The 11,773-nt window shown below is 57.3% G+C and carries 13 protein-coding genes; 7 read left to right on the plus strand and 6 right to left on the minus strand.

Annotation, left to right across the window (positions count from 1 at the left end; genetic code table 11):
• The gene (locus ABJI08_RS15745) at positions 1–930 is read right to left on the minus strand and encodes an adenylate/guanylate cyclase domain-containing protein (RefSeq protein WP_348402799.1); all 930 of its coding nucleotides are present in this window, start codon (positions 928–930) and stop codon (positions 1–3) included.
• A gap of 180 nt (positions 931–1,110) precedes the next feature.
• Here ABJI08_RS15745 and pheS point away from each other — a divergent pair, with 180 nt between their 5' ends.
• Together pheS and ABJI08_RS15755 are read left to right on the plus strand one after the other, a co-directional pair.
• Positions 1,111–2,181 carry a phenylalanine--tRNA ligase subunit alpha gene (gene pheS / locus ABJI08_RS15750; RefSeq protein WP_348402800.1) on the plus strand — a complete coding sequence of 357 codons (1,071 nt, stop codon included), beginning with the start codon at positions 1,111–1,113 and terminating at the stop codon, positions 2,179–2,181.
• 133 nt (positions 2,182–2,314) lie between these two features.
• Positions 2,315–3,085: a gamma-glutamyl-gamma-aminobutyrate hydrolase family protein gene (locus tag ABJI08_RS15755; RefSeq protein ID WP_348402801.1), complete on the plus strand. Its 771-nt coding sequence runs from the start codon at positions 2,315–2,317 to the stop codon at positions 3,083–3,085.
• On the opposite strand, the gene ABJI08_RS15760 is transcribed toward ABJI08_RS15755, so the two are convergent.
• The 3 genes from ABJI08_RS15760 to ABJI08_RS15770 all read right to left on the minus strand — a co-directional run bounded on the left by ABJI08_RS15760 (position 3,082) and on the right by ABJI08_RS15770 (position 5,186).
• Positions 3,082–4,191, minus strand: coding sequence for a DUF2652 domain-containing protein (locus ABJI08_RS15760; RefSeq protein WP_348402802.1), 1,110 nt, complete (start codon positions 4,189–4,191; stop codon positions 3,082–3,084). The two genes, ABJI08_RS15755 and ABJI08_RS15760, sit on opposite strands and share 4 nt — an antisense overlap.
• A gap of 142 nt (positions 4,192–4,333) precedes the next feature.
• Positions 4,334–4,828: an SRPBCC domain-containing protein gene (locus tag ABJI08_RS15765; RefSeq protein WP_348402803.1), complete on the minus strand. Its 495-nt coding sequence runs from the start codon at positions 4,826–4,828 to the stop codon at positions 4,334–4,336.
• Positions 4,821–5,186: a metalloregulator ArsR/SmtB family transcription factor gene (locus tag ABJI08_RS15770; RefSeq protein ID WP_348402804.1), complete on the minus strand. Its 366-nt coding sequence runs from the start codon at positions 5,184–5,186 to the stop codon at positions 4,821–4,823. Before ABJI08_RS15770 ends, ABJI08_RS15765 begins: the two co-directional genes overlap by 8 nt.
• Positions 5,187–5,322: 136 nt before the next feature.
• Here ABJI08_RS15770 and pheT point away from each other — a divergent pair, with 136 nt between their 5' ends.
• Positions 5,323–7,722, plus strand: a complete 2,400-nt coding sequence (pheT, locus tag ABJI08_RS15775; RefSeq protein ID WP_348402805.1) for a phenylalanine--tRNA ligase subunit beta — start codon at positions 5,323–5,325, stop codon at positions 7,720–7,722.
• A 4-nt stretch (positions 7,723–7,726) separates the two neighbouring features.
• The gene (locus ABJI08_RS15780) at positions 7,727–8,164 is read left to right on the plus strand and encodes a GNAT family N-acetyltransferase (RefSeq protein WP_348402806.1); all 438 of its coding nucleotides are present in this window, start codon (positions 7,727–7,729) and stop codon (positions 8,162–8,164) included.
• 9 nt (positions 8,165–8,173) lie between these two features.
• On the opposite strand, the gene ABJI08_RS15785 is transcribed toward ABJI08_RS15780, so the two are convergent.
• A complete protein-coding gene (locus tag ABJI08_RS15785; RefSeq protein ID WP_348402807.1) occupies positions 8,174–9,067 on the minus strand; it encodes a LysR family transcriptional regulator in 894 nt (297 codons plus the stop codon).
• 85 nt (positions 9,068–9,152) lie between these two features.
• Between ABJI08_RS15785 and ABJI08_RS15790 the strand changes: the two genes are divergently transcribed.
• Positions 9,153–9,785 (plus strand): class I SAM-dependent methyltransferase, encoded by a 633-nt coding sequence (locus ABJI08_RS15790; RefSeq protein ID WP_348402808.1) that lies wholly within the window; start codon positions 9,153–9,155, stop codon positions 9,783–9,785.
• Positions 9,786–9,876: 91 nt separating this feature from the next.
• Positions 9,877–10,326: a YtoQ family protein gene (locus tag ABJI08_RS15795; protein WP_348402809.1), complete on the plus strand. Its 450-nt coding sequence runs from the start codon at positions 9,877–9,879 to the stop codon at positions 10,324–10,326.
• A 115-nt stretch (positions 10,327–10,441) separates the two neighbouring features.
• Here ABJI08_RS15795 and ABJI08_RS15800 read toward each other — a convergent pair whose 3' ends face one another.
• Positions 10,442–11,140, minus strand: a complete 699-nt coding sequence (locus ABJI08_RS15800; RefSeq protein WP_348402810.1) for a glutathione S-transferase N-terminal domain-containing protein — start codon at positions 11,138–11,140, stop codon at positions 10,442–10,444.
• A gap of 144 nt (positions 11,141–11,284) precedes the next feature.
• On the opposite strand from ABJI08_RS15800, the gene mscL reads away from it, so the two are divergent.
• Positions 11,285–11,719 carry a large conductance mechanosensitive channel protein MscL gene (gene mscL / locus ABJI08_RS15805; protein WP_348402811.1) on the plus strand — a complete coding sequence of 145 codons (435 nt, stop codon included), beginning with the start codon at positions 11,285–11,287 and terminating at the stop codon, positions 11,717–11,719.
• Positions 11,720–11,773: the final 54 nt, after the last annotated feature.

Below are 11,773 nucleotides of genomic sequence, written 5' to 3' on the forward strand. Positions count from 1 at the left end.
TTAGTCGCTGGGTTTGGACACTTTTTGGATCAGAGCCACCAGGATCAACGCCCCAACTGGCCACAAAGCCCATGCGTGCCCGCTCCAGCTAAACAAGTTGATCCCAATGAGCCCGGCAGACAGTATCACAGTGCGTACCGGTAGGGGGCCAATGGACTCGCGGTCCAGTATGTCTTCGCCCCATATCAGCCCCGACACGACCAGAGCGACCAGAACTACCCAATGTGTCCAGAACCCATCGCCTGTGAACAGGTCCGCCAAGACCAGCCCGCCGGTTGCCAAGAGCCCAACTTTTACCGTCCGTTTAAACGCGTCAGAGCCAAGATCAACCGGACCGGTTGGTGGGAACCTTTGCACCCCGATATCAGGGGTTTCATGTGGCTTTTTGTTCGGCCGGTTCTTTTGGAAGGTTTTCTTTTGGCGCACACCGGTCGACACCCGATAAATGGGTACGTCTTCGGTCAGGTTCTTTGGACGTTGCTCGCCAAGGTATTCAAACCCAATGGACAGCTTGGCGTGCACCTGATCATAAACCTGTTGTGAGATCAGCACCCCGCCGGGTTCCGCCATGGTTTGCAGGCGGGCGGCCAAGTTGACACCTTCCCCGATCAAATCCTCACCGTCGACGATCACGTCGCCCAGATGCACCCCGATACGGAATTGCAGGCCCTGTTCGCGCAGGCCCAGTTCCTGTTGGGCTTCGATGGCACATTGCACGGCTTCGACAACAGACGGAAATTCGGCAATCAGCCCGTCTCCGGCAGTGTTCGCAATGCGTCCGTCGTGACGCTCGATCAGCTTGGCAAACACGGCCCGCGCCGCGTGCAGGTCGGCATAGGTGCCCTCTTCGTCGAGGTCCATGGCCGTGCTGAACCCTGCGGCGTCCGCCGACAGGATCGTTGTGAGTTTGCGTGTGACTTTTTCAGACATAATTGTTCCAACGGGGTTGTCGAGAACATGGGGATGTTCGCGGTCGAGCGCAAGATGGCCCGCGTGATCCGGCCGGATGTGTTGTGAAACGGAGGGTGCCCACGGGAAACCGCGTCGGGGTGGTCTTGCTTTCGCGCGCCTATGTGGTAGCAGGACGCAAGCAGAATTTGAGGGACCGTCATGGACGATCTGAAGGCAAAATACCTGAGCCAGATTTCGCAAGCCGCCGATGAGGCCACGCTGGAAGCGATCCGTGTCGCCGCGGTTGGTAAAAAGGGCGAAGTCGCGTTGAAAATGCGTGAGCTGGGCAAGATGACAGCCGAAGAACGGCAGGTCATGGGCCCCAAGCTGAACGCGCTGAAGGACGAGATCAACAGTGCGCTGGCAGCCAAGAAAGTGGCGTTGGCCGATGCCGCGCTGGATGAGCGACTGAAAACCGAATGGCTGGACGTGACGATGCCTGCGCGCGCTCGGCGTCAGGGCTCGATCCATCCGATCAGTCAGGTCACCGAGGAAGTCACCGCAATCTTTGCGGATATGGGTTTCGCCGTGGCCGAAGGGCCGCAGATCGAAACCGACTGGTATAATTTTGACGCGCTGAACATTCCCGGACATCACCCAGCCCGTGCCGAGATGGACACGTTTTACACACACCGTGCTGAAGGCGATAATCGCCCGCCACATGTGCTGCGCACGCATACTTCGCCGGTGCAGATCCGGACGATGGAAAAAACCGGCGCACCGATCCGCATCATTTGCCCGGGCCGTGTGTATCGCGCCGATTATGACCAGACTCACACACCGATGTTCCATCAGGTCGAAGGTCTGGCGCTGGGCAAAGATATCTCGATGGCCAACCTGAAATGGGTTCTGGAAGAATTCTTTTCGGCGTTTTTCGGCACTCATGTGGAAACCCGTTTCCGCGCCTCGCATTTCCCGTTCACGGAACCCTCTGCCGAGGTGGATATCCAGTGCAGCTGGGAAGGTGGCACGGTCAAAGTGGGTGAAGGCAATGACTGGCTTGAGGTTCTGGGGTCCGGCATGGTGCATCCCAATGTTCTGAGAGCTGGGGGAATTGACCCGGACGAATATCAGGGCTTTGCCTTTGGTATCGGGATCGACCGTCTGGCGATGCTGAAATACGGCATCCCCGATCTGCGTGCGTTCTTTGACAGCGACCTGCGCTGGCTGCGCCATTATGGCTTTGCCGCGCTGGATCAGCCGACGCTGCATGGCGGTCTGAGCCGCTAGAACAGTAGCTTCGTATATCCAGAGAGATCGTAAGAGCCGCCTTTTTGGCGGCTTTTTCATTTTGGCGGCCGCGTTATGTCCCAAAGCCCGTCTTGCTGTGTAGTATGAGGGTCGCGACAAAGGGTGAGAGACCATGACCACAATTTCAATTCTGGAAGGCAATCCGCCCGTTTTGTTACAGCAAGGCAAATCTGCTGCCTTGCCTTTTGTGACCTGTTTGATGGCGCTGGATGCGAGCGCGTCATTGCAGATGGTCTGTCCCTACGCCGTGGATGTGACAGACGAAATGATTGATTGGGCAGATGGGGTTGTGTTCAGCGGTGCGGGGACCGTGTGGTCGGCTGCCGCGTCTGAGGCGGCGCCTCAGAGGGCGGCGATGCAGCGTGGTTTTGGCAAAGGCGTTCCGGTTTGGGGATCGTGCAACGGGATGCAACTGGCGTCCGTGGTGTTGGGCGGCGATTTAGGTGTTTCTGCGAATGGCGATGAATGTGGGGTGGCGCGCGATATCGCGCTGACACAAGCGGGGGTGGCCCATCCGATGATGACCGGCAAAGCCCCGGTTTTTGCGTCGCCATGTTCGCACCGGGATGAAGTGCAGACCTTGCCGGGCGGGGCCATTCTGATCGCCGGGAACGACCATTCACCAGTGCAGGCGATGGTTTACGAAAAAGACGGCGTTGATTTCTGGGGGGTGCAGTACCACCCGGAATGCTCCGCCCCTGATATTGCCGGTTGGATGCGGGGACGCGGGCCGGACTTTGCTCAGTTGGCGGATAATCTGGAACAGGCTGAAGCTGATCCGGCAGCGGCCGCAAGAATTGGTGCGACACCTCAGGAACTGGCGTTCTCACAGCGCACGCAAGAATTGTCCAATTGGTTGTCCCACGTCAAAGCCCGCGCCTAGGCGGCGAGCTTCTCCCCCAGCGCCTTAATCCTCGTGATACGGTTTTCCTTGTCGGGGACGATAATGCTCTTGAGCTTTTTCTGAACCATCCCGTTCATCAGTTTGCCCATGAATTTGGTCGATTTAGGTTTTTCAAAACGAAGTTTGATCATTGTGCCGTCACCCATCTCGACCAGTTCCATGGTTTCCAGCATGGACAGGCCCATTGGCAAATTGTACCGGCCGGTGACGTATTCACCCGGATTCCAGTCCACAATCTCAAATGGGAATATTTCGTCGCCGTGATAGCAGTGATACGTCGTGCCCGGTTCAATTTTGCCGTTATTGGTGTTCAAAAGTTCAACCTGATCCGCGCCGATCCATTCCGCGCGCAAGTCCGGTCGGGTGCAGATCGTAAAGGCGATATCCGGTGAAACCGGCACAGGGATAATCCATTCTTCCATCAGCAGGTCTGCGCCACCGTCGATGAATGTTCTATCGGTGCCGCGTCGACGTTCCCAAGCGGCGCGCATATCGCGCACCACAAATTCGACATCGCCAATATGTTCAATGTTTTCGGAGTGAAACTCTGAATCGTCAAAGTATTCGACCATGTCCATTGTGCGCAGAGCGTCACATGTAATCAGTGTATAGGCGTTCAGCCCGGTAGTTTCCTTCACGCTGTTCTTGAGAAGTCGAAAGGACGTAATAACGTCCTGCCCAGCCAATTCCTCCCGGTCGCCTGTTTCTTGAATAACGCACTCGCCATGGTGCACCACGATTTTTAGCTCCAATGCGTTTACATTCGAACAGGCATCACAAGGGCAACTGGTATTGATCAGCATTTTCTCTTTGCTGCGGGCAAAAACGCAATACAGCTGCTCTGAGAAGTCCAGAATGAACTGTTTGGTCATCACATCACTCTCAAACGCATAGGCAAAGACGGCATCTCCCTGAAGCCCCGAGATTTTCATTGGGGTTCTTATGGCTGGGACGAGGTCACCAAAGAGAGACTCCAAAATTCCCTTGGCGTGCTCGATGGCTGTTTCGGCCATGAATTTGGTATATCCCGAAATATCCGCAATCACGAAAAAGGCGGTTTTTACGCCGCTGTCTGGCTTGGCCATCGAACTACTCCCCTATTCTTCCCAGGGTCACTATGCGCCGAAGTCGCCCATTCTCAAACAAATATCGGGCGCGGCTGTTTCCATTGGCAGCCGCGCCCTAGATGAAATTGGTGAGGATGGGTTCAGGCCGTCACGATGTGCCTCAGCCCTGAAGTTCCTTGAGGATCTCTTCCAGCATATCCATGCCTTTGCCCCAACCCTGACCCATGCCATCCATTGCGGCCTCAAAGCAGGCAATCTCTTTGTCAGTGGCCTCGTGCGGTGTCCATGTCAGGCGCAGCCGGGTTTTGTCGCCCTCGGCGTCCATGGTGACAACCGTCAGCAGCAGGCGGGGCCAGTCGGGCATCATCGGGTTGGCGGTGATCATCCAGTCGCCATCGGTGTTGGCGTGCAGCCAGACCAGCCGGGTGTGCGGGGTCACCTCGGAGTAATCCGCGCGCTGATAGTTCGAATTGCCGCCCCATTGCATTTCATGCAGCCATTCACCGCCTTCGCGCACGTCCATCTTGTGCACGATTGACGTCACGCCTGGCCCGTACCACCGCTGGACCAGCTCAGGCTCGGTCCACGTGCGCCACACCAGCGCGGGCGGGGCATTGAAGGTGCGGTCCAGTACATATGTCGGCAATTCACTCATTTGGCGTCTCCTCGGCGGTTTTAAGGTCTTCAAGCAATATGTCGAGCTGATCAAAGCTGCCCGACCAGAAATTTCGGAATTCTTCCAGCCACGCCACCGCGTCTGCCATGGGCTGCGCGCACAGGCGGGCCGGGCGGCGTTGGCGGTCTATGTCGCGTTCGACCAATCCTGCGCGTTCCAGCACCTTGAGGTGTTTGGAGATTGCTGGCTGGCTGATCGAAAACGGTTCCGCAAGTTCTTGCACCGCGGCCTCGCCCGTGGACAGGCGGGCCAGAATGGCGCGCCGCGTCGGGTCGGCCAGCGCGGAAAACACCGCGTCAAGATTTGCGGAAGGATTAATATAACCAACTTGTTCCATAACTAAGTGGATATATAGGGGCGCGAAACTTGTCAACCCGACACAAAAGCGGGGTGAGTCTGGCAAGTGCCCTTTCCCCGCTCTGACATATCCGCTAAAGCCATTTTGACCTTAATTTCTGGACCGGACGCACGCGATGAAGTTCACTCTTTCCTGGTTGAAAGATCACCTAGAGACCGACGCCAGCGTAGACGAGATTGTCTATGCGTTGACTGACCTTGGGTTGGAGGTGGAAGAAGTGTTCAACCCTGCCGACCGTCTGTCGGCCTTTACGCTTGCCAAAGTGAAGCACGCCGAGCAGCACCCGGATGCAGACCGTCTGCGCGTGTGCACGGTTGAAACCAACGACGGTGACAAGCAAATCGTTTGCGGCGCCCCCAATGCGCGCGCCGGAATCACTGTGGTTCTGTGTAAGCCCGGCGATTATGTGCCCGGCATCGATATTACCCTGTCGGTTGGCAAAATTCGCGGCGTCGAAAGCCACGGCATGATGGCGTCCGAGCGCGAGCTTGAGCTGAGCGACGAGCATGACGGTATTGTCGAATTGCCTTCGGGTGAGGTGGGTCAGCTGTTTGTTGACTGGCTGGCAGAAAATGACCCCAGCAAGGTCGATCCGGTGATTGAGATTGCCATCACGCCAAACCGCCCGGATGCGCTGGGCGTGCGTGGGATTGCACTGGATCTGGCGGCGCGTGGGCTGGGGACGATGAAACCAGCCAAGACGGCGCAGATCGAGGGCAGCTTTCCTTGCCCCATCTCGGTGACCATCGACGAAGACACGCGCACCGATGGGTGTGAGGTGTTCGCCGGCCGTCTGATCAAAGGCATCAAGAACGGGCCCAGCCCCGAATGGCTTCAGGACCGGCTAAAGGCGATTGGCCTGCGCCCGATTTCCGCGCTGGTGGATGTGACCAATTTTTTCACGTTTGACTGCAACCGCCCGCTGCACGTGTTTGATGCCGACAAGGTCAAAGGCAACCTGCGGGTGCACCGCGCGAAAGGTGGCGAAACGCTGGTTGGGCTGGACGAGAAAGAATACATCTTCGGCCCCGGTATGGTGGTGATTTCCGACGACGAAGGTATCGAGTCGATTGGCGGCATCATGGGCGGATTGCAGACCGGCTGTACCGAAGACACGACAAATGTGTTCGTTGAGGCGGCATTCTGGGATCACATCCAGATCGCCTATACGGGCCGTGGGCTTAAGATCAATTCAGACGCGCGCTATCGCAACGAACGCGGCATTGATCCGGCGTTCAATATCGAAGCGGTCGATCTGGCCACTCAGATGATCATTGATTTGTGCGGTGGAGAGCCGTCTGACGTGATTGTCGCAGGTGAAGTGCCGGATGTCAGCCGCGCTTACAAGCTGGACACGGACCGTGTGCAATCGCTGGTCGGTATGGAAATTCCAGCCGAAACGCAGATCAAGACCCTGACCGACCTTGGCTTTGTCATGGATGGCGATATGGCGCAGGTGCCAAGCTGGCGCCCGGATGTGCGCGGCGAGGCCGATCTGGTCGAAGAAGTGGCGCGCGTTGCCTCGCTGACAAAGTTGCAAGGCAAGCCGATGGTGCGCTCTACGGCTGGCGTGCCGAAACAAATTCTGTCCCCGATGCAAAAGCGTGAACAAATCGCGCGGCGCACCACTGCGGGACTGGGTTACAACGAATGTGTGACCTACTCCTTTATCGACAAGGCAGCGGCCGAGCTGTTTGGCGGCGGTTCTGACGCCACGATGCTGGAAAACCCGATTTCGTCGGAAATGTCCCACATGCGCCCCGATCTTTTGCCGGGTCTTTTGCAGGCCGCAGCGCGCAATCAGGCGCGCGGCTTTATGGACATGGCGTTGTTTGAATGCGGCACGGCGTTTCAGGGCGGTGAACCGGGCGAGCAACATCTTCAGGTCGCGGGTCTGTTGGTTGGCAAAATCGTCCAAAAAGACGTGCATGGCGAAAGCCGTGGCGTGGACCTGTTTGACGCCAAGGCGGATGCCGAGGCGGTTCTGGCCGCCATTGGCGCGCCTGCCAAGGTTCAGATTTTACGCGGCGGTGCTGGTTGGTGGCATCCCGGGCGGCATGGCCGCATTTGTCTGGGACCGAAAAAGATGCTGGGCGTGTTTGGTGAAGTGCACCCCAAAGTGCTGAACGCGCTGGACGTCAAAGGCCCGGCTGTGGCCTTTACCTTGTTCCCCGAAGAAATCCCGATGCCACGCAAGAAATCGGCCAGCAAGGGCGCGCTTGAACTGCGTGACTTGCAAGCGGTCGAGCGTGATTTCGCCTTTGTCGTGGATGCACAGGTCGAGGCGTTGTCCCTGGTCAATGCGGCCTCTGGCGCGGATAAGACGCTGATCGAAGACGTGCGCGTGTTTGATGAGTTTATCGGCGGATCGCTGGGCGAAGGTAAAAAATCCATCGCTGTGACGGTGCGCCTGCAACCCACTGAAACGACGCTGAAAGAAGCCGATATCGAGGCTGTGGCCGCAAAGATCGTCGAGAAGGTCAGCAAGGCCACCGGCGGCACGTTGCGGGGTTGAACTGGTGACGCCGCGTCTTGCCCAACCGCAAGAAGCTGCTGAACTGGCCGCAATGATCGACGGTGCCTATCAGGCATACCGCGATCGCGGCGTCGCGTTGCCGGACGTCAGCGCGGGCGTGCCAGAGGCGATTGCCGCCGGCCAGGTCTGGACCATTGGGGACGCCCCTTTGATGGGCGTTCTCATGCTGAACACCCAAGGCGATGACGCGCATCTGATGAACGTCGCGGTTGCCGCCACGGCTCAGGGACAGGGCATTGGCGGTATCCTGATCCGCCATGCGCTGGCATTGGCCAATGCGGCGGGCTGCAAGGGCATTGCCTTGGCCACGCATCAGGATTTGTCGGAAAATCTCGCCCTCTATCAACATCTTGGCTGGTCTGAAACGGGCCGCGAAGGGGCCCGGGTCATGATGTATCGGGCGCTTACAAACGACGCCTAGTCTCGGCGCTCAGCCTGTTTTGGACAAATGATCCGCCAGTATGTCGAATACCAGCCGAATGCGGGCGCTGGTGTGCAATTCGCGATGTGTGGTGAGCCAGATGGGAAACACCACCGGATCAAGATCGGGCAAGACGCGCTCCAGCCCCAACGTATTTGCAGCCACATCATCGGACATGGGCGCAATACCAAACCCCTGCAGAACCAGTTCCCACGCCACCAGCCCGCTTTGTGACCCAACCCGGAAATTGTCATGCGTCAGATGGATGCCCAGCGGCTCCAGATAATCCAGCATCCGCTGTGTGTCGCCAAAGCTGACAAAATCATGCCGGATCAGATCACTGACGGTTTCAGGGCGCCCGGCACGATCCAGATACGCGGGAGTGGCGTAAAAATGCGCGGTTGCTTCGCGCACCATCCGGGCGATCAGGTCCGGTTGTTCGGGGCGGACATGCCGAATGGCAATGTCTGCCTCGCGGCGCATCAGATCACGAATGTCATTGGCCGCCACCACATCCACGGTCAGGCGCGGGGCCCTGATCCGCAACTCGCGCAGCGCGGGCGGCAGCAAAAAGGCAGAATAAACATCGCTGGCGGTGATCGCGACGCGCCCCTCGATGGATTGGGACTGACCCATCGCAACCAACGCAACCCTGTCCGCCGCCGCCCCCATCGAACGCACATGATCCAACAACTCGGCCCCCGCCGATGTCAAAGCCAGCGTGCGTCCGACCCGTTCAAACAACAACAGCCCAAGGTCTTCTTCAAGTGCAGCCACCTGACGTCCCAAGGTGGGTTGGGTCAGCCCAAGCTTGCGCGCAGCCGCAGACAGCGACCCTTCCTCAGCTGTGGCCAGAAAGGCGCGGATATGGTTCCAATCAAAGGGTGCAGGCGACGTATCCATGCATATCTGTATAACCAAAAACCGGAAATTGGCAATTTATGCGTTGAATGCCGTCAGATATGTATGTCGCCAAAGGAGACATACCATGCAATCCGCATCCAAATTCTGGGACCGGCTGGCCGCAAAATACGCTCAGGACCCAATTAGCGACGTAGAAGCCTATGAATACGCGCTCGAGCGCACCCGCTCGTATCTCAAACCCGATGACCGTGTGCTGGAACTGGGCTGCGGTACGGCCTCAACCGCCATCCGCCTTGCTGATGTGGTTGCCGAAGTGGTCGCCACCGATTTCTCGGCTGGCATGCTGGAACAGGGGCGCTTGCGCCTCGACGAAGCCGGAACGCAGAATGTCGATCTGGTTCAGGCCGACGCCGAAACGGCCCCGGCTGGCCCGTTTGATGCGGTGATGGCGTTTAATCTGATCCATCTGATCGAAGACACTGATAAGACGCTGCAATCTGTCTCGGATCGAGTGAAACCCGGCGGGTTGTTCATCTCTAAAACACCATGCATTGGCGAAGGCTTCAAATCGTTCAAATTCCGTCTCCTGAAGCTGGCGATTCCCGTGATGCAAATGATCGGCAAGGCTCCGTTTGTGCATTTCTTTAACATCGCCGATTTGGAAGCTGCCGTTGCCCGTGCGGGATTTCAGATCATTGAAACCGGAAACTATCCTGTTGATCCGCCCAGCCGCTATATTGTGGCGCGTAAAATCTGACCCGGTTTTTGCGCAAAGCACTTACTTGCGAATTCGTCGTTGGAGCTGTCGCCGCAAACAGATAAACCCGGGGCAACAAGGAGAGTATCTCATGAGTTTGAAAGTATATCTGTCAGGCGAGATTCACACAGACTGGCGTGAACAGATCGTCGAAGGCGCCAAGGGCTTGGATGTCAGCTTTGACAGCCCTGTCACAGATCACGCCGCCAGCGATGATTGCGGCGTCGCCATTCTGGGCGCAGAGCCGGATAAATACTGGCACGATCACAAAGGCGCCATGGTCAACGCCATCCGCACCCGCAAAGGCATCGAAGGTGCCGACGTGGTGGTTGTGCGCTTTGGCGACAAATACAAACAATGGAATGCCGCCTTTGACGCGGGCTATGCGGCAGCTTTGGGCAAGTCCATTATTGTGCTCAACCCGCCGGAGCATCAGCATGCCCTCAAAGAAGTGCATGCCGCAGCGCTGGCCGTTGCGCAAGAGCCGCCTCAGGTTGTCGAAATCCTGCGCTATGTTCTGACCGGTTCTCTGCCGGGTTGAAACGCACCAGATCAACCCGGCGCCCGGCCTGATCTTCATTTTGCCAGAAATACTCACGGGGGGTGAATTGTCCCGCAGGGGCAAGAGGGGGGCAGACAGCCCCCCACAACCCGGCTCAGTCGCGCGGTGGTGTCACCAGTCCTTTTTGCACAGCCGGGCGCGCCAGAAAACGGTCGAGATAGGCAATCACGTTGGGAAAATCGTCTAAGCCAACGATGCTCTGCGCTTTGTAAAAATCCAACGCGCGCAACCAAGGTCCCAGCGCGATGTCGGCAATGGAATAATCTCCGGCAATCCAGTCCTGCCCGTCTAATTGGGTGTTGACCACGTTCAGCAACCTTTTGGCTTCGTTGATATACCTGTCACGCGGACGGGGGTCTTCGATCTCGGCACCGGCGAATTTGTGAAAATAGCCAAGTTGGCCAAACATTGGCCCAACGCCGCCCATCTGAAACATAAGCCATTGAATGACCGTGGCCTTTTCAACCGGGTTGCGGCCCATCAGTTGCCCGGTTTTTTCGGCCAGGTAGATCAGGATTGCGCCACTTTCAAACAAAGCAACCGGCGCACCATCCGGTCCGTCCGGGTCCAGAATTGCGGGGATTTTGTTATTGGGGTTCAGCGACAGAAACTCAGGGCTTCTGACGTTGGCGTCTGACAGCCCAACCTTGTGCACTTCATAAGGCAGCCCGGTCTCTTCCAGCATGATCGACACTTTGACCCCGTTGGGGGTCGGAAAGGAGTAGAGCTGCAGGATATCCGGGTTTTTAGCTGGCCATTTGGCATTGATCGGGTGGTCCGTGACAAAACTCATCGCGTGGCTCCTGTGTCTGTTCACGGGAAAGATAGGTGGTTTTTCCCATCCCGCCAGAGGTGTTTACGTGCAAAAGACAACAGGCATCTCTGCGCAGACGCAGAGAGAACAAGACAACGCGCAACAGGGAAAAAGGGGAATATTGTGCTTCAGGAATTTAAAGACTTCATTGCCAAAGGCAATGTTATGGATATGGCGGTCGGGATCATTATCGGCGCGGCCTTCACCGCAATTGTCAAATCGATGGTTGGCGATCTGATCAATCCGTTTGTCGGGCTGTTCATGGGCGGTATCGACTTCACCAACCTCTATGTTGTGGTATCCGGCGAGGTGGCCGAGGGCACCAGCCTGGCCGCTGCGCGCGAAGCGGGGGCCGCAGTGTTTGCATATGGTGCGTTCTTTATGGCCGTGATCAATTTCCTGATCATCGCCTTCGTGGTCTTCATGCTGGTGCGCTATGTCAACAAGGTCAAAGAGGCCGCTGCGAAAGAGGAAGAAGAAGCACCTGCTGCCGAAGAACCCGCAGGCCCAAGCGAACTGGACGTTTTGCTGGAAATCCGGGATGCTCTGAACAAGTAAGTTGACCCCACGATAATTCCCGGCGGTGCGCATCATACTTGCGGGCCGCCGGGT

It is taken from the genome of Shimia sp., from assembly GCF_039969785.1.
GTDB lineage: Bacteria > Pseudomonadota > Alphaproteobacteria > Rhodobacterales > Rhodobacteraceae > Shimia.